Below are 19,992 nucleotides of genomic sequence, written 5' to 3' on the forward strand. Positions count from 1 at the left end.
GCCCATGCAAGTCGACGCGGTCGTCCTCGACATCGACGGCGTGCTGGTGGACGTGGCCGACTCCTATCGCCGAGCGATCATCGAATCCATCGACCGGGTGTACGGTGATACGATCGAGAAGTCAGCGGTCCAGCAGTTCAAGGATGCCGGCGGGTTCAACAACGACTGGGAACTGACCTATGCAGCCGCGCTGTTCGTCCTTGCCGGCCGCGAGTCGGCCGTCGCCGACATCGCAGCATTCACCGACGCCATCGCCGAACGCGGCGGCGGTCTCGGCGCAGCCGAAGCCGTGGTCCATGACCTGCTCGATGACCCGGCCGAAACGCGGGTTTTCGACGCCTGGGACCGCGAACAGCTCCGGGACGTGTTCCAGACGCTGTATCTCGGCACCGATCTCTATCGCGATATCGAGGGCGGCGAACCGCCGTTTGCCGCGCCGGGGTACATTCACGACGAGCCGCTGCTGGTCGACGACGAGACGCTGTCGGCCCTGCAGAACCGCTTCGCTGTCGGCGTCGTTACCGGCCGACCGGCCGCCGAGGCAGACATCGCGCTGGAACGCGTCGGCCTCGACCTGCCAACGGAGCACCGCTTCACCATGGACGACTGGGGAGAAGGGAAGCCCCACCCCGCCGCCCTGCAGACGCTCGCCGAGCGCTTCGACGCCGAGCGGGTCGCCTTCGCCGGGGACACCCTCGACGACGTAGCGACGGCAGTCAACGCCGACGAAGCCGACGACGACCGTGTCTACTACGGCATCGGCGTCTTGACCGGCGGGCTGACCGGCGACGCCGGCCGCCAGACGTTCGCCAACAACGGCGCGAGTGCCGTCATCGAATCGGTCACCGACCTGCCCGAGCTTCTCGATACGGCATAACTGGGGTGGCCGGGCGTCGGCCACCGACCGGCGGTAAACGGCAACGGTTTCACTGGCGGGACAGAGACCACGGATATGCGACGACTGCCGACGTTCGGCTGGGCGCTGCTGGTGAGCATCTGGGCCGGACTCGTCGGTGGCGCGGTCATTCGCGAACCGTCAGTCGACTTGGTGCCGCTGTACGCCGTTATCTGCCAGCTACTCGGACTCGTCGCGGCCTACGGGACGATGCGGAAACGGGATCACATCCTCGAATCCGTTCACCGGCCGGGCCGCGTCGGGATGTTCATCATCGTCCTCTTTTTCGTGATGGTCCCGCTCTCCACTGTCCTTACCCTTGCGCTTGGGGACTCGTCAGTCGTTGGCATCGCGACGCAGTGGGTTAGCTATCTGGTGGGCCTCGGGAGTGCGCTGTACGTCGCCTTCGCCGGTGGGTTCGACCGGGCCTGGGAGAAGTACACCTGAGTGAACCTGTCACACAACGTTTATTCAGTGGTCGGCCTACGCCGTAGATATGGACATCGCGTTGCTTGGCGGTACTGGAGACATCGGCCAAGGCCTCGCCCTCCGCTGGGCTGATGACACCAACCACACGATCACCATCGGCTCCCGGAAAGCCCAGAAAGCGGCGAACAAAGCCGAGGAGTACGAGACAGAACTGGCCAGCCGCGGCCACGATGACCCATCAATCGCCGGCCTGGTGAACGAGGAGGCCGCCGCCCGCGCCGACGTTGTCGTCGCCGCCGTCCCGGCCTACCACCTCACGGACACTATCGACGCCGTCGCCGACGAACTCGACGACACCACGCTCATTGCCCCCGCCGTCGGGATGCAACGCGACGAGGACGGCTTCCACTACAACCGCCCCGGTGCCGGCAGCGTCACGCAACTGGCCGCCAACGCTGCCCCCGACGACACCCCCGTCGTCGGCGCGTTCCATAACCTCGCGGCTGGCCGACTCGCTAACCTTGACGCCGACCTGAACTGGGACACCATCGTCGTCGGCGACGATACTGACGCCAAAGAAACCGTCTGTGAACTCGCCGAGGGCATCGAGGGGCTTCGTGCCCTTGATGGCGGCCCGCTCTCCAACGCCGCCGAAATCGAGGGACTGACGCCGCTGCTCATCAACGTCGCCCGGCACAACGACGGCCTGCATGACCTCGGCGTGAAGTTCCAATAGTACCTTTTTACCTCACCCCCTCTCCTCGCGCGCTCTGTGAGCGCGCTGCGGGGAGCGGGTTCGCAAAAATCTACGATAAAAACGACCTTCGAGTCGCGCTCTGTGAGCGCGCTCGGAGTGAAACCGCTCACCGACGGCGAGCGGTATGCCCGCCGCAACCGCCCAGCCGCCGGCAGCAGTGCCGTTCATCATCCCGCTTCTACTGCAGGCCTGCCCTTCCCCGCCGCCAGCGATGAAACGCTGGCGCGGCCCGAGGTGATGGGGCGCAGTTTCATACAGTTACCAGATAGGCACAGACGGGCAGCAAATACTTGCGTACTGCAGCCATGGAAGTAGAGGATGGAGACGGAAGATTCGCTCTCAATACTCCATGTCGACGACGACGCGGCGTTGGGAGACCTCGTGGAATTATATCTCGAACGAGAGGACAGCGGCCTCAATTGTACCGTCACGACGGAAACGAACCCAGAAGCCGCGCTGACGATGATCCGGTCGTCGGAGACGGACTTCGACTGTGTCGTCAGCGATTACGACATGCCGGAGATGAACGGTATCGACTTCCTCGAAGCCATCCGGGAGACGCATCAGGAGTTACCCGTGTTGCTGTTCTCTGGTGAGGAGACCGGTGACGTCGCCGCCGAAATCATCCAAGCCGGCGTCACCGACTACCTCAAGAAATCCGTCGGAACGGACCAGTACACGTCGCTCATCCGCCGGGTCGAACACGCCGTCGATTCGGACGGGAGCTTCGAGACGGGCAGCGAAGTCAAACTCAGCGGCGTCGGCGTCATCGGCACGGATGAGCGCTTCGAGCGAGTCGACGAAACCTACGCCTCGTACTACGGCTATGAGTCGGAGGAGCTCGTCGGCAAGCACTGGTCGGAACTCCACCCGAGCAACGAGGTCAAGCACATCAGGACGCATGTTATTCCCGTCGTCAGAGGCGGCGGGAAGTGGACCGGCCAGAGCAGAGGGCTGCGGGCCGACGAAACCACCTTCACCGAGTCGAAGATGGTGACGGCACTCGACGGTGGGCGGATGCTGATCGCCGTCGACGAAATCGACGATTCGGGACTGGGCGAACAGGAGTGATACAGCGGCAGCTACTGGCCGTGTGACGAACCGCAAAAGTGACCGCGTTACGCCGAGGCCTGCTGCAGCGCGTCGTCGATGTCGTCTGCCTGCGTGACGCCGACGAAGCGCTCAACGATGCCGTCGTCGTTCTCGATGATGAGCGTCGGGAGGGAACGTACCTGATACTCGTTGGCAACGTCCTGTTCCTCGTCGACGTTGATCTTCTCGAACTCGACGTCTGCCCACTCCTCTTCGAGGTCTTCGAGGATCGGGTCCTGCGTTTTGCAAGGGCCGCACCAGTCCGCGTAGAAGTCCTTCAGTGTAACCGTCATAGTACTCTGTTCGTGTTAGCCCGCGGTATCTGATAAGGGTTATCCATGTGTACCTTGGCCACGCAATCACGGGCGACCCGAAAGGCTTAGTGTTGGTGATACACCACCCTGAAGTATGAGTGGTAGCGACGGCGGCGGACTGATGTCCAGTGCGGGACTGGTCAGGTATTTCGACGCTGAAGACCAGAACACGATCCGTATCGACCCTCGAACAATCGTCGCGACCGGCGTCATGTTCGGGCTGTTGATGCTCGTGCTGAACGCGATGATCGTGTAGGCGATTCCGCACTGTTTTCCTCTCCCCGCCACTGACTCGCGGGTATGCACTTCACGCAACGCGAACAGCAAGCGCTCCGTGACGCCGGTGTCGAGCAGGACACCATCGAAGCGGCCTCCGACGCAGTGGTCGAAGCCACCGACGACGCGGCCGCGGCGCTCGAAGCCTTCTTCGACGGCCGCGAGACGGTGTACTCGGATATGGATATCGCCCACAGTTCCAGCGAGATTCAGGAACACGCCGTCGAGTACTGGGACCTGTTCACCCACGCCGACGACATCCGGGGCTACCTCCGGTTCGACACCTGGGGAGTTCCGGTTGAGGGCGGACGCGTGCTGAGCGAGGGGAAAGTAGAGCTCTCGCTCGGGCCGACGGTCCACGGGCGGGTCCGTTTCGCCGCCGACGAGGACGCGCTATGACCGTCCGGGTCAGGGGCATCTACGCGACGGCACTGACCCAGTTGCTGCGCGAGGCGGGACACGAGGTCGTGCAGGCGTCGGGACCCATCGAGGACCGCTTCGACGGCGAGTTTCCCGACGAGCGGGCGGCGGTCACCGTGACGACGACGGACGATCAGCAGGGCGTCGGCGTCGTCGGCGACCACGAAGCTGCCGCGGCCGTTACGGACCGCCTGACAGAACTCGGGCGAGACACGCTCCACTGGGCCGACCCGACGCCAGCGGGCGCAATCTACGCCGGTACCGTGACCGAGACGCTGGGGAGCGGCGCTGTCGTCGACCTCGGTGACGGCGAGGGCTTTCTCCCGTACTCGTCCTCGGACGAGCGCGTCAAGACGGGCGATGCGCTCCGGGTGCAGGTTGTCGAGGCGAGCGCGCCGTGGACGAACGGCCGGCCCGTGCTGGACACCACCATCGCGGTTCGCGGGTCGCTCCTCTCGCTCGTGCGTGGCAGAAGCGGGCCGTCGTCGGGGACCGGCGGCCCGGCGATGCTGGACCTCATCGCCGCGGAGCCCCGGGACGGCTGGGGCGTCTCGTGGGAATCGGCGAGCGAGGACGCCAGCTTCGACGCGCTGGCCGACGCGCTCGACGCCGCAAACGAACGTGCGGCAGCCATCGACGACGCGCTTGCGGGAGCCGACGCGCCTGCAGACTGCGCGCCCGCCCGGTACGTCGCGGGGTTCTCAACGTCGTGGCTGTGGTTCGGCCGCGAGAGCCGGTTCGCGCTCGACGAGGCCCGCCGCGAGGTGACGGCGACGATGCCGGGCCACCATCGCGTGAAGGCCGGCGACCGCGCGGCCAGTGCCGCCGTCGACTACGTCGAAGCGCTATGCGACGACATCGGGACCGGTGAGACGGACTTCCCCTTCGCTGTGACGGCCCGGCAGTTCGGCCCGCAGGTCGGCGGGTCCCTGTCGCTGGGCCACGGCAAGCCCGACGGCCGACTCATCACGCTGGGCAACGGGGAGGTACAGTCCGTCGACGACGACGGGACGGTGACCATCGAGCGCGAGATGAGTCCCGGCGGCACCTACGACGCGCTCGGCGTCCCGAAAGAGGCCGGCGACATTGCCGAGACGAAAGTCAAGGAGGGCCGCTGGTGGTACCCGACCGTGTACCGCGACAGCGACGGCGAAAAGAAGGGCACGTACGTCAACGTCTGTACGCCTGTCGAGGTGTTCCCCGACACCGCCCGGTACGTCGACCTCCACGTCGACGTGGTGAAACACGCCGACGGCACCGTCGAGCGGGTCGACGACGACGAACTCGACGCGGCCGTCGAACGCGGCCACATCTCCGAGCCGCTGGCCGAGCGCGCACGGAGCGTCGCCGCCGCCGTCAAGAGCGCGCTGGAGTAACAGAACGGAGCACAGTCAGGCGGTGCGAGGTCAGTCTCGCCGGCGTCGGGCGCGCCACGCTGCCAGCCCGACGGCTGCGACTGCCGACCCGACACCGAAGCCGGGACCGCCGACGCCTAGGGAGGTACCATCAGTGCTGTTAGCGCTGCCACCCTCGTCGCCCGTGGCCGTCGGCGTCCGTATCTGCGGGTCAGGAAAGGTGTACAGTCCGGGCTGGACATCCGTTCCCCGGCTCGCGTTCGTGCTCCCGGCGACGAAACAGCCGGCGGCCCGCTGGGCGGTCCAGAAGGAGGTCGCTTCGGTGTCGCGCCACTCGAAGACCTGTTCGGGCGCGGTCGCGTCGGTCAGGTCGTGGACCCGGACCCCGCCGTTGTACCACGCCGAGTAACAGCGGTTGTCGGTCAGTTCGAAGTTGTGTGCCGTCGTGAGGATGCCCCCCGGCGACGGGTCTGAGGTTGGCGGCGGGTCGAGCGTCGACAGCAGGTCGGCGTCGGTCGGGTCGCTGATGTCGTACAGTTCGATGCCGCTCGGACCGCCGCTGTCGTCACCTCCGAGGTCCCACGATTCGCCGCCGACGCCCAGCAGCGACGCGTCCTCGTTGACCGTCACGAAGTGGTCGTTGCCCGGCGGTTCGCTCCGCTCGGTTCCGGGGTCATCGATTGCGGCGAGGTCTTCGGGGGAGCGCCCGCGGACTTTCGCTACGGGCGAAATGTCGCTCGGGTCGGATACGTCCACGACCCACGTTCCGCCGTCCCAGTACGCCAGATAGGCCCGGCCGTCCTGTACCCATACGTCGTGCAGCGGCCAGAGGCTCGTCGGCACGTCGGTCCAGGCGTCGCCGGCGTCAAGCAGTGACCACTCGCCGACTTCCTGTTCGGTCTCGGTATCGGCCACGAGCAAGGGGTTGCCGTTGCGGTCGTTCGCAGTCAGATAGGCGTAGCGGCCGTCGAAGTCACAGTTGTGGACCCGCGTGTCCAGTTCGAGGCCCGCGATCTGTGTTGGGTCCTGCCGGTCGCTTACGTCGAAGACGACGAAGCCGTGAGCGCCGTCGGCAGGGTGGGCCGGCCCGGCGGCCAGTAGCCGTGAGCCACTGACAGCGAGGTCCTGCACGCGCTGTATCGGTCCGCTGTCGCCCTCGGCCAGCAGGTCGGTTCGTCGGCTGAGCAGTCGCGGACTGGTCGGCGTGACGAGGTCGACGAGCGCGATGCCGTCACCCGTCGCGACGTAGGCCGTGTGTCCGTCGGGACTGGTGACGACCTCGTACACCGCCTCCATCTCCAGCACGCCCAGCGGGTCCCCGCCGGTCGGGGTGTCGGAGGCCGCTGGCTCGGCCGTTCCATTACCGGTCGGCATCGGGTGACCTCGGGTCGTCCCCGTCGCGAGGCCGACACCTGTTCCTGCGAGGGCGAGTCGTTGGAGGACCGTCCGGCGGCGCATAGCGGTTCTTGGGGGAGCCAGGGCAAGAAGGATTCCGGTGGGGCGTCAGTTCCCCTGAATCGCGTCGATAACCATCGCCGCAGCGATGATCGGCTCTTTCGGAACCGTGCTGGCGTCGTCGATAGTGATCTCGTAGCGGTCTTTCAGCGAGAACTGCCCGTCGATGTTGCCGACGTGGTTGCCGTCCTGGTCGGTGATCTCGTACTTGTGGGGAATCCAGCCGCCGAACGGGACGACGTTGCGCGCGATAGTCACGAGTGCGCCCTGAGAGTTGATCTCGGCGATCTTCGCCTCGGTACTGGCGTCCCGAACCTTCCACGTGTCCTGAAAAATCGAGTAGTCGTTGTCGAGGATGACGATGTCCTCGCCGGTCTTGGAGTCAGTGAGGACGTAGTTGCCGGCCACGTCGATGATGCCGCCGGCCTTGACCTGAAACACCTCGTTGTCGTTTGCGTCGACAAACGGGAACTCCTCTTTCATCTTCAGCATCTTCTGTTTCCCGCGGAGGACGACGTTCCCGGCTGCGTCCATCGCCTTGTACTTGTTACGGATCAGGCTCTGTTCGACTGTGTAGCTGTCGTCGGAGAGGTCAATCCCCGCAATGTCGTAGTCGCTTGTTCCCATACCAATCTCATATTCGATATAGGTGGTAAATCTTTTGCCATACTGTTCAAAATAAAAACAGTCACGGGCGGAATCGTTTATCCACACCCGAACCGACAGGGTTTCCCCCCTGCCGGCCAAGTAAAATCCAAGGATGAGCAAGGATATAATCGAGGTCCGAGGGGCCGAGGAACACAACCTCAAGGACGTCGACGTGGAGATTCCACGCGAGGAACTGACAGTCGTCACTGGGCTGTCGGGGTCGGGCAAATCCTCGCTCGCATTCGAGACGGTGTACGCCGAGGGCCAGCGGCGCTACATCGAATCACTCTCCGCCTACGCACGGAACTTCCTGGGGCAGATGGACAAGCCACAGGTCGAGAACGTCGAGGGGCTGTCGCCGGCCATCTCCATCGACCAGAAGAACGCCGCCAACAACCCCCGCTCGACGGTCGGGACCGTTACCGAACTACACGACTACCTCCGCCTGCTGTACGCGCGCGTCGGCACGCCCCACTGTCCGGAGTGTGGCCGCGAGGTCGGCGAGCAGTCCGCTCAGAACATGGTCTCCCGGCTATTGGAACTCCCAGAGGGCACCCGCGCCAAACTGTGTGCGCCGGTCGTCCGCGACCAGAAGGGTGCCTTCGAGGACTTGTTCGACGACCTCGTCGGCGAGGGGTACAGCCGTGTCGAGGTCGACGGCGAGGAGTTCGACCTCACGCTGGACCGACCCGAACTGGACGAGAACTACGACCATACGGTCGATGTGGTCGTGGACCGCGTGAAGATCTCGCCGGACGCTCGTTCGCGCATCACTGACTCCGTCGAGACCGCGCTGGAAGAGGCCGACGGAACGCTGAAGGTCATCCTCCCGGACCCGGCAGAAGGCGCGGCGGAGACGCTCGGCGGATCAGACGCCAGGGCAACCGGCGACCTTGCCGACGGGGACGAAGGTGGCGACGGAGCCACCTCGGACCGCGTCGTTGTCGAACTCTCCGAGGACCTTGCCTGCACCCACTGCGGTATCGACATCTCCGAGATCGAGACGCGGTCGTTCTCGTTCAACTCACCGCACGGGGCCTGCCCGGAGTGTGAGGGGCTGGGCGAGACGAAGGAGGTCAGCGAGGATCTCGTCATCACCGACTCGTCGAAGCCGCTCAAGCACGTTTTCGAGCCCTGGAGTTACGACCGGACGTACTACTCGCGGCAACTGGACAACGTCGCCGAGCACTTCGGCGTGGACCTCACGACGCCGTTCGAGGAGCTAGACGAGTCCGTCCAGCGGCAGTTCCTCTACGGGACCGACAGCAGAGTCCACTTCGAGTGGCGGACGAAGAACGGGACCCGCGAGAAGACCGAGCGGTTCGAGGGCGTCATCCCAAACCTGGAGCGGCGACACATCGAGACGGATTCGGACCGCGCCCGCGAGCATATTGAGGAGTTCATGGCGACGACGACGTGCCCGGTCTGTGAAGGGACACGGCTCAAAGCGGAGTCGCGGGCGGTGCTCGTCGACGGCACCTCGATAACCGCGGTCAACGAGATGTCCATCAGTGACGCGTTGGCTCACTTCGAGGGGATGGAAGAGCACCTCTCGGCCCGGGACCGAAAGATCGCTGAGGAGATTCTCAAGGAGATCCGGGCCCGCCTAGGCTTCATGACCGAGGTCGGCCTGGACTACCTGACGCTCGACCGCGAGGCGTCGACGCTGTCCGGCGGTGAGAGCCAGCGCATCCGGCTGGCGACCCAGATCGGGAGCGGCCTCGTCGGTGTTCTCTATGTCCTCGACGAGCCCTCCATTGGCCTCCACCAGCGGGACAACGACCGCCTGCTGAACACGCTCGAAGAGCTTCGGGACCTCGGAAACACGCTGCTCGTGGTCGAACACGACACCGAGACGATGCGCCGGGCCGACCAGATAATCGACATGGGCCCCGGTCCGGGCAAGCGCGGCGGCGACGTCGTCGTCAACGGCCCGATGGACGCGGTCATCGACACCGAGGAGTCGGTGACCGGGGAGTACCTCTCGGGCGAGCGGACGATTCCGGTGCCCGACAGCCGCCGTGAGGCCGACGGCGAACTCACCGTTCGGGGCGCTCGCCAGCACAACCTCGACGACCTCGACGTGTCCATCCCGCTGGGGACGTTCACCGCCATCACGGGCGTCTCGGGCTCCGGGAAATCCACGCTGATGCACGACGTGCTGTACAAGGGGCTGGTGCGCCGGATGAACGACACCGACGTGAACCCCGGCGAACACGACGCTATCGACGGCCTCGACGACATCGAGACGGTGCGGCTCATCGATCAGTCGCCCATCGGCCGAACGCCCCGTTCCAACCCCGCAACGTACACCAACGTCTTCGATCACATCCGCGAACTGTTCGCCGAGACGAGCCTCTCGAAACAGCGCGGCTACGAGGTTGGCCGATTCTCGTTCAACGTCAAGGGCGGCCGCTGTGAGGGCTGTGGCGGTCAGGGGACGGTCACCATCGACATGAACTTCCTCTCGGACGTGACGGTCCCCTGCGAGGAGTGTGGCGGCGCGCGCTACAACGACGAGACGCTGGACGTGACCTACAAGGACGCAACCATCGCCGACGTGCTCGATATGACCGTCGAGGAAGCGTATGACTTCTTCGAGAGCCACGGCGGCATCCGCCGCCGGCTGGAACTCCTGAAGGACGTGGGGCTTGGCTACATGCGGCTGGGCCAGCCCTCGACGACGCTCTCGGGCGGCGAGGCCCAACGCGTGAAACTCGCCGAGGAACTCGGCAAGAAGGATTCGGGCGAGACGCTGTACCTGCTCGACGAGCCGACCACCGGGCTCCACCCGGAGGACGAGCGAAAGCTCATCGACGTACTCCACCGGCTCACTGACGACGGCAACACCGTCGTCGTCATCGAGCACGAACTCGACCTGATAAAGAACGCCGACCAGATCATCGATCTCGGTCCCGAGGGTGGCGAGAACGGCGGCGAACTCGTCGCTCAGGGGACGCCGGAGGAGGTGGCCCGAACCGAGGCATCCTACACCGGGCAGTATCTCCGTGACCTGCTACCGAACGTCGATCTGGAGGGACCGCGAGCGGACCGCGACACAGCAGCCGAACAGCCGGCCGCGGACGACGACTGAGACAATCGCTACCATGAAAGCTGGCAATAGCTGAAACGGCCACCAACGTTTTTGACAGTAGCGAAACCTGATACAGCCAGTTATGGCGCAGTCGACAGCGGACCGCGTCGAGCGGAAACGGGGTATCGGTGGGCTGGCGAAGCAGGCGAACCCGGCGTTTGCTGTGGGAGCAGTTGCCGTCCCGCTCATCGCGTTTGCGGGGGCGCTCGCCAGCGGGAACATTCGGGCGCTGACCTACGTGCACGTGATGGCCGGGGTGCTGTGGACCGGTATCGACCTGTTCATGGGCCTCGTGTTGGGACCAGTACTCGGCGGCCAGGAACCAGAGGCACGGGCCGACTTTTTCGCGTCGTTCACGCCCAAGATGACATTCCTGATGCCGACGCTGGCGACGGTGACCATCGCCGGCGGCATCCTGTTGGCGCTCAGGCTCGGGAAGTTTCCCAACGCCGACCCGTGGCTGGCGATTCTGACCGCCGCGACACTGATTCCGGTCATCCTCCTCATCGGCTACCAGTTTGACGCGCTGACCGACCCGAAGACGCTGGGCGTCCTTGGTATCGCTGTCGTTGGCTCCGGCGCGTATCTCGTGACGACGCTGCCGGCTTTCGCGATGACGTCGTGGTGGATCGTGGCTACGCTCGGTATCGTGACGCTGCTGTCCGTGCAGGGCTTTGGCGTCGTTCTGCCCGGTGAGGTCCGCATTTACCGGGAGGTAATTTCCGAGAACCCGGACGTCGACCTCGTCTCCGAAATCGGGATGCGAAACGCCAAACTGGGCGGCTTGCAGGGTTTGATGCAGTTGGCTATCGTGTTCGTGATGGTCGGCCTGCGCTGGTGGACGCCGTAGGCCCGGTCACCGGTATCAAACCCTGTGGAGAGAGCCAGTAGCCGCTTTTCCGTCCACGCGAAGCCAGTCTGACGCGGGCTGGGAGGCGTGCTGGCTGTCGAAGGATCTCTGCCCAACTAATCACTACCGTGACGGGTGTAACAGCGCTTATCACCCTGCCTGCCGAGCGTTTCTGTCAACGATGGTCTGGTGGGGGCATACCGAGAGCCAGTGTGCATTCACAGTCGACCGCACGGAGTTGGACGGCGAAACCGAACAGGAATGGCGCTGTCCACACGGCGCACTCGAAGGCAAAGAGCGCTGTCCGTTCCACTGCCAGCCCGAGGATGTCCCCGACAGCGTGGACGTGTCCGAGGCGTTCCCCGGCGCTTTCTTCGTCGCGCTGTACGTCTTCGCGTTGACACGGTCAGTCAGTCGCTGACCACCGCCAGCTTTCTTCGCTCGGGCGTCGTACAGTCGGTTATGCACACCGTCTACGCCGCGCTCGGGGACCGCGTCCTCGTCGGCGACAGCCGCGGCGGCTGGGACGACTGCCTTCGGGGCTACGACATCGAGTGCGTTGCCGCGGAAGCCGCCGAGCCGGAGCGTGCCTTCGTGGGTACCGCAGATACTGGCCTCCAGCGGACGACCGACGGCGGCGCGACGTGGGAGACAGTCCTCAACGCCGGCGACCGAGTGACGAGCGTCACAGTCAGCCCGCACGACGCTGGCGTGGTGTGGGCCGGCACGGAGCCAAGCGCGGTCTACCGCTCGACTGACGGCGGAGAAACGTGGACCGAGCGCCCCGGACTGACCGACCTCGACTCGGCGTCGCGGTGGTCGTTCCCGCCGCGGCCACACACCCACCACGTGCGCTGGCTCGCCCTCGCCCCGGACGACCGGGAGCAGGTGTACGCTGCCATCGAGGCCGGCGCGTTCGTCCGCAGTCCTGACGGCGGCGAGACGTGGATCGACCACCCTGACGGTGCTCGGCGGGACAACCACACGCTGGCGACCCATCCTGACGCCCCGGACCGGGTGTACACCGCCGCCGGCGACGGCTTCGCGCTGTCGACTGACCGGGGAGCGACGTGGACCCATCCGCAGGAAGGGCTGGCCCATCGGTACGTGTGGGGGTTGGCCGTCCACCCCGACGACCCGGATCGCGTCGTCGTCTCGGCCGCCAGCGGCCCCCGGTCCGCTCACAGCACCGGCGGCGAGAGCTACGTGTATCGATGGGACGGTGACCGGTGGACGCAATCGATGGACGGCCTGCCGGGACCGGCGGGGCTGGCCCGACCGGTTCTCGCTGCTGACCCGGACGATGGCTTTCTCGCGCTGACGAACCGCGGCCTGTTCCAGTCGAAACACGGTGAGACGTGGGTTAAGCAGGACCTCAATGGCGGGGACTGGACAGCCGAGTACGACCAGGTCCCGAGTGGACTGGCCGTCGTCTGACTCCGTTTTCTCGGTGAGAAGTTGTGTTCATACTACTAATATGTCGGCGGTGCCAGCCGGGAGTACGATGGACGTTCCAGACGCCTACGACGACTGCGACCGGGTCCTCGATACGATTTCTGAGAGCGTCGTCGCCGAGCGGGAGTTCCTCGAAACCGTGTTGACTGCCGTCCTCGCCCGTGGTCACGTGCTCATAGAGGACGTACCGGGAACTGGAAAGACGCTGACCGCCCAGAGCTTCGCATCTGCGCTGGGGCTCTCTTTCTCGCGGGTCCAGTTCACGCCCGACCTGCTGCCAGCGGACGTGACCGGGACGCACGTCTACCGCGAGGGCGACGGCGAGTTCGAGTTCTCTGCGGGTCCGATCTTCGCCAACTTCGTGCTGGCCGACGAGATCAACCGCGCGCCGCCGAAAACGCAGGCCGCGCTGCTTGAGGCGATGGCTGAGGGACAGGTGACTGTCGACGGTGACACCCACTCGCTGCCGGAGCCGTTCGTCGTCGTTGCGACCCAGAACCCTGTCGAGAGCGAGGGCGTGTTCCCCCTGCCCGAGGCCCAGCGCGACCGCTTCCTCGTCAAGACCAGCATCGGTTACCCTGAGGCCAGTGCCGAGGAGGGGCTGCTCCGCCAGCGGACCGAGCGAGAGTCCAAGACCCCCTCTGTCGACGATGTCATCGACCCTGAGGGCGTGCGCCGCTTGCAGTCCGTGCCCGAGCGAGTGACCGTCGACGACGACATCCTGAGCTACCTCGTCGACATCGTCCACAGAACCCGCCAGGACACCCGGACCGAAGTCGGCGTCTCTCCCCGCGGGAGCCAGCGCCTGCTCGAAGCCGCTCGGAGCCACGCGGTAATCGCCGGCCGGGAGTACGTGCGCCCGGTTGACGTACAGACCGTCGGTGCGCCGGTCCTGGCCCACCGGCTGGTCATGACCACCGATGCGACCGTGGACGGGACGACCGCCGATGATGTCGTCGCGGACGTGTTCGACAGCGTCGCGGTGCCAACGGTGTCGGCGGCTGCCCCCGAGACGCCGGCGGCCGGGGAGTGAGTCGGATGGTGGAAAGACAGTCGCTCCGGCAGACCGGAGCTGGCAATCGGGGGGCGTAAGCGTGGCACGGTTCGGCTCGCTGGCTCTGGCTGTCCTCGCCGTCGTCGCGTTGGCGATGGTCGCCGCGTCGCTCAACACCGTTTCGACGGCACCAACGGTGACGACCGGGGAATCGACGGTCGATTCGACGCCGCCCCCGCAAGGGCCGGGCGGTGGCGGACCCGGTACCCCAGCAGGGACCCAGTCGGCGACCAGAGTTCCGGAGACTGAAACGGAGACAGCAGCCGCCTCAAAGGCAAGTGACGGACCGCCGCGCTGGCAGGTCGTCGCCGGCCTCGCACTCGTCGTGCTGGGCGGGCTGGTCGTCCTGTACGAACTGACCCGCGGCGAAGCAAGCGATCCGGAGTCCGGCGATGAGGACCCGCCGCCCACGCCGACAGCACCCGCGGCCGATTCCGTGTTGCTCACAGGAGACGTACCGCCGGAAAACGACGTGTACCGGGCGTGGTCAGCGCTCAGGAACCGGGTCGAATCGGTCGACGAAGCGTCCGGACAGCCCGCCCAAGAGCCAGTGACTCCCGCCGACGTTCGGGAGGGGGCAATCGAGTCCGGCCTCCCACAGCAGCCGGTGACGGCGCTGACCGAACTGTTCTGTGCGGTCCGGTACGGCGACGCGGCCGCGACACCGGAGCGGGAGCGGCGAGCACGAGCGGTCGCAACCACGCTGTCGCTGGACACGCCTGTCCGGGGTGATGCATCGTGAGGCGGCGACGCATTCCGACTATCGTCGGCCTCCTGGCTATCAGTGTCGGCGTGCTCCTGCTGGCACTACCCGAACTGGGCGGTGGACTTCTGCCCCGCGTGGCCGCGACGCTGCTGACAGTCGGGGTTGGGGCCGCGGCGGTGGTGCTCGCGGCCAGAGAGCTGTTCGACAGCGACGACCCGGAGCTACGGCTTCCGACGCCCGAGTCCCGGCCCCAGTATCAGGTCCCTGGGGCGGCGTTCGCCGAGCGACTCGACCGGATCAGCACCGTCGGTCGCCGCGCTGTCGACGACGCGGACGAGTGGGACGGGACGCAGGAGCGCACACCCAGGGAGCGCGTGTACGCGTCGCTCCACGAACTTGCCGTCGATGTACTCGGGCGGACAGACGGGGACAGGCCGGGCGCGGCCGCCGACCGGCTCGCGGACGGTGAGTGGACTGACAACGAGGCGGCCGCCGCCTTCTTCGCCGACGGGCTTTGCCCGCCGCTGCCGCGTCGGGCGTCACTCCCCCTCGTTCGACCCGAGCTACCCGTGGTGCGTCGGGCGCGCCACGCCGTCGCCGAGTTAGCCGAGCGGCTGGCGGCCGACGCGCCCGACCCGGCCAGCCGGCTCGCTCCGGTCGAAACGATGGGTGATGAGGCGTCCCAGGGCGAGTACTGGCCCACCGCCGAACTCCCCCGAACACGGTCGACCGGGCGGACCAGACGCGTCGCGGTCGCGGTTCTGCTTGCCAGCGCGGGCGGCGTCGTGATGGGCGTTCCCGGGGCGGTACTGACCGCCGCGTTCGGGATCGCACTCGCCGGGGCCGCCCGGGTCTGGGAGCCGACGGCCGACATCGAACTCACTCGAACGCTCGAACCGCGGACGCCGACCCCCGGATCGACCGTCGAGGTCACCGTGACGGTGCGGAACGTCGGCGAGACGACGGTTCCGGACCTCCGGCTGCTGGACGGGGTCCCCGCCGGACTCAGCGTCCGCTCGGGGTCGCCGCGGCTGACCACCGCGTTGCGGCCCGGCACCGAGCGGTCGTTCACCTACGCGCTGACGGCGGTCCCGGGCACCCACACATTCGAGTCGCCGCTCGTGATCGCAGGCGATTTTGCCGGCGCGCGTGAGACGGTTCAGACCGTCGCGGTGACGGACGGCCAAGACAGCCTGGCATGTGGCTTCGAGCGGCGCAGTGACGACGCCAGCCCGCCCCGAGAGCAGGCGACGCAAATGCCGGGGCAACAGAAGGCAGGAGTCACCGGGAGCGGCGTCGAGTTCGACTCGCTGCGCGCGTACCGCCCCGGCGACCCGGCGTCGAGAATCGACTGGCACCACCGCGCAAAGACCGGCGACCTGGCGACAGTGGAGTTCCAAGAGCCGCGACGGCCGCGGGTGGCCGTGGTCGTCGACGCCCGCCGGGCGGCGTACGTCGCGGCGACAGCCGGCGATATCCCAGCGCCGCGCTACGGCGCATCGGCCGCCTACAGCGTCGCTGCTCGGTTGCTCGACGACGGGGTCCCTGTCGGAGTGGGGACGGTCGGGGCGGGCGACTGCTGGCTGCCGATGACGACTGGCGAGGCCCACCACGAGGCCGTCCGGACGCGCCTTGCCGGTGAAAGCGCCATCCCGTGGACGCCGCCAGCAGAGCCGACGCAGGTCGCCGATGCCGTCGACCACCTGACGGCGCGGCTCGACCCCGATGTTCAGGTAGTCGTCGTCTCACCGCTCTGTGACGACGACGGTGTCACTCTCGTCCAACAACTTGAGGCGGCCGGCAACAGTGTCTCGGTGGTGAGTCCGGACTGTACGGACCCGTCAACGGTCGCCGGAGCCTACGCACACCTCGCCCGTGAAAACCGACTCTCGACGCTTCGTGGGGATGATATTCCCGTACAGGACTGGGACCCGACGACGCCGCTCAGGGAGGTGCAGGCCCGTGCCGCAGCCGTCTGATCGGAACCACTCGTCCGTATCGGGGCTCCCGCGGTTCAGTGCCGGCGTCAGCGTGGTTTCGGTCCTCGCCGTTGTCGGACTCGTCGCGTCCGACCCCGCGTCGGTGGCGTTAGCTGTCATCAGTGGGTTGGCGGTCGGGATCGGTCTACTACGGCGGTCCGAGTTCGCGCTGACGGCCGGCGTCGGCGGCCTGTTCATAGCCGTGCTACAGGCCGGGGCTGACGGCTCGCCGGAGTGGGTCCTCTGTGCGACGGTCCCGGTCGTACTGGCTTGGGTGACCGCCAGACACGCGCTGCGGTTGGGCGCGCAGATCGGCTCCGCAGCCCCGACGCTCCGGGTCGAACTCGTCCACACCGTCTCGATTGTAATACTCCTGACGGCGGGTGGCGGCATCGGCTATCTCGTCTACCGATCCGTTACGGGGACGCCGTCGCCACTGGCACTGGGCCTGCTCCTGCTCGCTGTCGTCGCATTTACAGTCTCACTGCGGTGACAGTGGGGCCGATTACAGGATGGTGATGACTGCGTACCCGATTCCACTCGTCACGACCGTCGCGGCGGCCGAGAGCAGGAGGATTTTCGCCGCTTTTCGCCGATCAGCGCGAACAGCCTCGCTTGTATCGACGCTTCCGCTTTCGCCGCCGGACCCCGAGAGGTCGTAACGGGCGAGCGCACCGAAGGCGACACAGAACCGGAAGTAGTCCTGAAACGCGCCGACGTACCCACCGAAAATGAATGGGACGGTCGCCCACAGCGACAGTTGCGGAACTGCGCCGACCACCGATACGACGACGACGATACCGATGGCGACCGCAAACGAAGCAACGGCCGAGAGGCGACGAGCGCGGCGCTGGTTCGCTCCGATGTTACATACCCCGGGCTGATACTCTGCCATATGCGATAGCAGGGGCTACACCGACAAAGACGCCCTGATTCGGGCAGTGGCGCGACGGGTAGCTGACCCGGCTGTCGTCCGGTGAGACAGGCACAGCAGGCCGTATGAATCGAGAAGCTATTTGGTTCGTGACACCGAGAGAACGTGTATGCACGATGTTGTGGTGGTCGGCGCGGGTCCGGCTGGGTCCCGGTACGCGCGTCAGGCGGCGAGCCGGGGACTCGACGTGGTGGTGTTCGAACAAGGGGAGATCGGCAAGCCACTGGCCTGTTCGGGCCACGTGAGCACGGATATCTGGGAGTTTACCGAGGACGCCCGCGACGAACTGTTCCAGAACGAGATTTCCGGCGCACGCTTTCACACGGGCGGTCCCGGAAGTCAGGACCACCCCTTCTACAAGGACGAGGTCATCTCGAACGTCATCGACCGCGTCGGTCTGGACAAGCACCTCGCGGAAGTGGCCCGCGACGCCGGTGCCGACGTTCGTGAGGAACACTCCGTCGTCGGCGTCACTGAGAACAGGGACGGCGTCACCGTCGAAGTCCGCGGCGACGACGGCGTCGAGACACACCGAGCGAAGATGGTTGCCGGCTGTGACGGCCCGAAAAGCCGCGTCCGGCGGGAACTCGACCTCCCGGAGCCCGACGAACTGCTGCATGGCGTCCTCGGGTTCAGCGACGAGGTGGACCACGGCGATTTCGTCGATGTCCACCTCACCGTTCCGCGGTTTTTCGCCTGGCGTATCCCGCGGGGCGAGGCTGGCGTCGAGTACGGGTTGGCGGTACCGCCGGGCGACGACGCTCGCGGCCGCTTCGAAGCGTTCGTCGACGGCTACGGCGTCGAAACCGACCATCGCTGTTCTGGACTCATCCCAATCGGCCCGCCGAAGCGAGTCACCGGCCGGCGGTCGTTCCTCATCGGTGACGCCGCGGCCCAGACCAAACCCTTCACCGGCGGCGGCATCCGCTACGGCATGACTGCGGCCGACCACGCAGCCCGGGAAATCGATCCCGAGGACCCGGCGACGCTGGGCGAGTACGAGCGCGCGTGGCGGGACGACCTCCGACAGGAGATCCGCCTCGGCCACGTAGTTCGTGCCGGCTACTCTGCGCCGGAACCGATACAGAAAGCCGGGATGAAAGCCTTCGAAGGCGAAATCGGCGTCCACATGGACCGGCCGACGACGCTGTTCTCCCGGGAGCAGTTAGCAGCGCTGTTCTCCCGGTCCTGACGGACGTGTTACCGAATTATCGTGTGCAGGTAACGTTTTTACCGGCCGATTGAAAAGGACGTGCGTGGTAACACGCCGACGAACCTACGTCCTCGCGAGTTTGCTCGTTCTCACCGGCTGCCTGACGACAGTCCTGCTCGCGCGAGTGCTATCGACGATCTTCTTCGCAATCACGGTCGCATACGTGCTGTTTCCCGTCTCGGAATGGCTCGGACGCCACGGGCTCAACAAGCGGCTGTCGGCGGCCGTGACGACGGGTATCGCCTTTGTCAGCGGCACACTCATCGTCATCCCGCTCGGGGCCGTGCTGTATCTCCGCCGCCGTGACCTGTTCACCTTCTTCCAGCAACTCCCACCGATGGTATCCCTCGAAGTCGGCGGCTTTAGCTATCCGGTCGAGATTACGCCGACGTTGCTCTCAGCGCGACGGATACTCACAGATTTTGCAGTCGACCTCGCCGCGGAATCACCCGTGCTGGCGCTGAAAGCCGTGCTGTTTGCGATTCTCGTCTATGCGATGCTCTGGCAGCCACAGGCCCCAAAAAAGGCCGTCTATCGGACGGTGCCAGCGTCGTATCACGAGGTCGTCAACCGACTCCATCAACGGCTCCGTGGGACGCTGTACGCGATTTACGTTCTCCAGGCGGCGACGGCGTTCGGAACCTTCGTCGTGGCGTGGGTCGTGTTCTGGCTGCTGGGCTATCAGGGCGCGTTCGCGCTGGCGGTCGTCGCCGGCATCCTGCAGTTTGTCCCCGTCATTGGCCCCAGCGTGGTTGTCCTTACCATCGCTGTCGCGGATGTCATCAACGGCAACATCACCGGGGCGATACTGGTGACCGTGTTGGGGCTCGTCCTCGTCGGCTTCCTCCCAGATGCAGTCATCAGGCCGAAACTGGCCCGCTACACGACCGGGCTCCCTGCCAGCCTCTACTTCGTCGGGTTCACCGGCGGCGTGTTGACGCTGGGCGTCATCGGTTTTATCGCCGGGCCAGTCGCTATCGCGCTACTGGTCGAACTGTCGTCGCTGCTGACGAGCGAGCGACAGGGGGACCAGCAGAAGCTAACCTAAAACAGGCTGTACCGGCAG

21 protein-coding genes are annotated in these 19,992 nt (G+C 66.0%); 17 read left to right on the forward strand and 4 right to left on the reverse strand.

The annotated features are described in order from the left end of the window. Positions 1-4: 4 nt before the first annotated feature. From RBH20_RS12370 to RBH20_RS12385, 4 genes are all read left to right on the forward strand, one after another. Positions 5-877 carry a TIGR01548 family HAD-type hydrolase gene (locus RBH20_RS12370; RefSeq protein WP_306708997.1) on the forward strand — a complete coding sequence of 291 codons (873 nt, stop codon included), beginning with the start codon at positions 5-7 and terminating at the stop codon, positions 875-877. Positions 878-952: 75 nt separating this feature from the next. Further along, on the forward strand, positions 953-1,342 hold the full coding sequence (locus tag RBH20_RS12375; protein ID WP_306708999.1) for a hypothetical protein: 390 nt from the start codon (positions 953-955) through the stop codon (positions 1,340-1,342). Positions 1,343-1,391: 49 nt separating this feature from the next. Continuing rightward, complete coding sequence (gene npdG, locus RBH20_RS12380) at positions 1,392-2,060, forward strand: NADPH-dependent F420 reductase (RefSeq protein ID WP_306709001.1); 669 nt, start codon at positions 1,392-1,394, stop codon at positions 2,058-2,060. A gap of 339 nt (positions 2,061-2,399) precedes the next feature. Beyond that, complete coding sequence (locus RBH20_RS12385; protein WP_306709003.1) at positions 2,400-3,152, forward strand: response regulator; 753 nt, start codon at positions 2,400-2,402, stop codon at positions 3,150-3,152. Between the two features lie 47 nt (positions 3,153-3,199). Here RBH20_RS12385 and RBH20_RS12390 read toward each other — a convergent pair whose 3' ends face one another. Further along, complete coding sequence (locus RBH20_RS12390; protein WP_004591027.1) at positions 3,200-3,466, reverse strand: co-chaperone YbbN; 267 nt, start codon at positions 3,464-3,466, stop codon at positions 3,200-3,202. 115 nt (positions 3,467-3,581) lie between these two features. On the opposite strand from RBH20_RS12390, the gene RBH20_RS12395 reads away from it, so the two are divergent. From RBH20_RS12395 to RBH20_RS12405, 3 genes are read left to right on the forward strand one after another with little or no spacing between them, the layout of a single operon-like run. Continuing rightward, positions 3,582-3,743 carry a preprotein translocase subunit Sec61beta gene (locus RBH20_RS12395; RefSeq protein ID WP_004514908.1) on the forward strand — a complete coding sequence of 54 codons (162 nt, stop codon included), beginning with the start codon at positions 3,582-3,584 and terminating at the stop codon, positions 3,741-3,743. 44 nt (positions 3,744-3,787) lie between these two features. Then, entirely contained in the window at positions 3,788-4,162 is a 375-nt protein-coding gene (locus RBH20_RS12400; RefSeq protein ID WP_306709007.1) for a hypothetical protein, read from the forward strand. Then, positions 4,159-5,559, forward strand: coding sequence for a DUF402 domain-containing protein (locus RBH20_RS12405; protein WP_306709009.1), 1,401 nt, complete (start codon positions 4,159-4,161; stop codon positions 5,557-5,559). Before RBH20_RS12400 ends, RBH20_RS12405 begins: the two co-directional genes overlap by 4 nt. A 30-nt stretch (positions 5,560-5,589) precedes the next feature. On the opposite strand, the gene RBH20_RS12410 is transcribed toward RBH20_RS12405, so the two are convergent. Both RBH20_RS12410 and RBH20_RS12415 read right to left on the reverse strand, forming a co-directional pair. Continuing rightward, on the reverse strand, positions 5,590-6,996 hold the full coding sequence (locus RBH20_RS12410; RefSeq protein WP_306709011.1) for an LVIVD repeat-containing protein: 1,407 nt from the start codon (positions 6,994-6,996) through the stop codon (positions 5,590-5,592). A 45-nt stretch (positions 6,997-7,041) separates the two neighbouring features. Continuing rightward, complete coding sequence (locus RBH20_RS12415; RefSeq protein ID WP_306709013.1) at positions 7,042-7,620, reverse strand: LURP-one-related/scramblase family protein; 579 nt, start codon at positions 7,618-7,620, stop codon at positions 7,042-7,044. Between the two features lie 133 nt (positions 7,621-7,753). Here RBH20_RS12415 and uvrA point away from each other — a divergent pair, with 133 nt between their 5' ends. From uvrA to RBH20_RS12455, 8 genes are all read left to right on the forward strand, one after another. After that, entirely contained in the window at positions 7,754-10,735 is a 2,982-nt protein-coding gene (gene uvrA / locus RBH20_RS12420) for an excinuclease ABC subunit UvrA (RefSeq protein WP_306709015.1), read from the forward strand. Between the two features lie 82 nt (positions 10,736-10,817). After that, positions 10,818-11,585 (forward strand): hypothetical protein, encoded by a 768-nt coding sequence (locus RBH20_RS12425; protein WP_306709017.1) that lies wholly within the window; start codon positions 10,818-10,820, stop codon positions 11,583-11,585. A 181-nt stretch (positions 11,586-11,766) separates the two neighbouring features. Continuing rightward, positions 11,767-12,006 (forward strand): hypothetical protein, encoded by a 240-nt coding sequence (locus RBH20_RS12430; RefSeq protein ID WP_306709020.1) that lies wholly within the window; start codon positions 11,767-11,769, stop codon positions 12,004-12,006. Between the two features lie 41 nt (positions 12,007-12,047). Next, complete coding sequence (locus RBH20_RS12435; RefSeq protein ID WP_306709023.1) at positions 12,048-13,022, forward strand: hypothetical protein; 975 nt, start codon at positions 12,048-12,050, stop codon at positions 13,020-13,022. A 67-nt stretch (positions 13,023-13,089) separates the two neighbouring features. Beyond that, positions 13,090-14,073 carry a MoxR family ATPase gene (locus RBH20_RS12440; RefSeq protein WP_306709024.1) on the forward strand — a complete coding sequence of 328 codons (984 nt, stop codon included), beginning with the start codon at positions 13,090-13,092 and terminating at the stop codon, positions 14,071-14,073. A gap of 61 nt (positions 14,074-14,134) precedes the next feature. Beyond that, the gene (locus RBH20_RS12445; RefSeq protein ID WP_306709026.1) at positions 14,135-14,836 is read left to right on the forward strand and encodes a DUF4129 domain-containing protein; all 702 of its coding nucleotides are present in this window, start codon (positions 14,135-14,137) and stop codon (positions 14,834-14,836) included. Next, positions 14,833-16,779 carry a DUF58 domain-containing protein gene (locus RBH20_RS12450; protein ID WP_306709027.1) on the forward strand — a complete coding sequence of 649 codons (1,947 nt, stop codon included), beginning with the start codon at positions 14,833-14,835 and terminating at the stop codon, positions 16,777-16,779. The genes RBH20_RS12445 and RBH20_RS12450 overlap by 4 nt, the downstream gene beginning before the upstream one ends. After that, complete coding sequence (locus RBH20_RS12455) at positions 16,763-17,272, forward strand: hypothetical protein (protein ID WP_306709029.1); 510 nt, start codon at positions 16,763-16,765, stop codon at positions 17,270-17,272. Before RBH20_RS12450 ends, RBH20_RS12455 begins: the two co-directional genes overlap by 17 nt. A 12-nt stretch (positions 17,273-17,284) precedes the next feature. On the opposite strand, the gene RBH20_RS12460 is transcribed toward RBH20_RS12455, so the two are convergent. Beyond that, the gene (locus RBH20_RS12460) at positions 17,285-17,674 is read right to left on the reverse strand and encodes a hypothetical protein (RefSeq protein ID WP_306709031.1); all 390 of its coding nucleotides are present in this window, start codon (positions 17,672-17,674) and stop codon (positions 17,285-17,287) included. Between the two features lie 148 nt (positions 17,675-17,822). On the opposite strand from RBH20_RS12460, the gene RBH20_RS12465 reads away from it, so the two are divergent. Next, positions 17,823-18,905, forward strand: coding sequence for a geranylgeranyl reductase family protein (locus RBH20_RS12465; RefSeq protein ID WP_306709033.1), 1,083 nt, complete (start codon positions 17,823-17,825; stop codon positions 18,903-18,905). A 64-nt stretch (positions 18,906-18,969) separates the two neighbouring features. Next, positions 18,970-19,974: an AI-2E family transporter gene (locus RBH20_RS12470; RefSeq protein WP_306709035.1), complete on the forward strand. Its 1,005-nt coding sequence runs from the start codon at positions 18,970-18,972 to the stop codon at positions 19,972-19,974. Positions 19,975-19,992 lie beyond the last annotated feature (18 nt).

The organism is Haloarcula sp. H-GB4 (genome assembly GCF_030848575.1).
GTDB lineage: Archaea > Halobacteriota > Halobacteria > Halobacteriales > Haloarculaceae > Haloarcula.

Excerpts from the sequence above, each read along its gene's own strand:
- RBH20_RS12370 (WP_306708997.1), top strand. The coding sequence starts at position 5 with ATGCAAGTCGACGCGGTCGTCCTCGACATCGACGGCGTGCTGGTGGAC.
- RBH20_RS12375 (WP_306708999.1), top strand. The coding sequence starts at position 953 with ATGCGACGACTGCCGACGTTCGGCTGGGCGCTGCTGGTGAGCATCTGG.
- npdG (WP_306709001.1), top strand. The coding sequence starts at position 1,392 with ATGGACATCGCGTTGCTTGGCGGTACTGGAGACATCGGCCAAGGCCTC.
- RBH20_RS12385 (WP_306709003.1), top strand. The coding sequence starts at position 2,400 with ATGGAGACGGAAGATTCGCTCTCAATACTCCATGTCGACGACGACGCG.
- RBH20_RS12390 (WP_004591027.1), bottom strand. The coding sequence starts at position 3,466 with ATGACGGTTACACTGAAGGACTTCTACGCGGACTGGTGCGGCCCTTGC.
- RBH20_RS12395 (WP_004514908.1), top strand. The coding sequence starts at position 3,582 with ATGAGTGGTAGCGACGGCGGCGGACTGATGTCCAGTGCGGGACTGGTC.
- RBH20_RS12400 (WP_306709007.1), top strand. The coding sequence starts at position 3,788 with ATGCACTTCACGCAACGCGAACAGCAAGCGCTCCGTGACGCCGGTGTC.
- RBH20_RS12405 (WP_306709009.1), top strand. The coding sequence starts at position 4,159 with ATGACCGTCCGGGTCAGGGGCATCTACGCGACGGCACTGACCCAGTTG.
- RBH20_RS12410 (WP_306709011.1), bottom strand. The coding sequence starts at position 6,996 with ATGCGCCGCCGGACGGTCCTCCAACGACTCGCCCTCGCAGGAACAGGT.
- RBH20_RS12415 (WP_306709013.1), bottom strand. The coding sequence starts at position 7,620 with ATGGGAACAAGCGACTACGACATTGCGGGGATTGACCTCTCCGACGAC.
- uvrA (WP_306709015.1), top strand. The coding sequence starts at position 7,754 with ATGAGCAAGGATATAATCGAGGTCCGAGGGGCCGAGGAACACAACCTC.
- RBH20_RS12425 (WP_306709017.1), top strand. The coding sequence starts at position 10,818 with ATGGCGCAGTCGACAGCGGACCGCGTCGAGCGGAAACGGGGTATCGGT.
- RBH20_RS12430 (WP_306709020.1), top strand. The coding sequence starts at position 11,767 with ATGGTCTGGTGGGGGCATACCGAGAGCCAGTGTGCATTCACAGTCGAC.
- RBH20_RS12435 (WP_306709023.1), top strand. The coding sequence starts at position 12,048 with ATGCACACCGTCTACGCCGCGCTCGGGGACCGCGTCCTCGTCGGCGAC.
- RBH20_RS12440 (WP_306709024.1), top strand. The coding sequence starts at position 13,090 with ATGGACGTTCCAGACGCCTACGACGACTGCGACCGGGTCCTCGATACG.
- RBH20_RS12460 (WP_306709031.1), bottom strand. The coding sequence starts at position 17,674 with ATGGCAGAGTATCAGCCCGGGGTATGTAACATCGGAGCGAACCAGCGC.
- RBH20_RS12465 (WP_306709033.1), top strand. The coding sequence starts at position 17,823 with ATGCACGATGTTGTGGTGGTCGGCGCGGGTCCGGCTGGGTCCCGGTAC.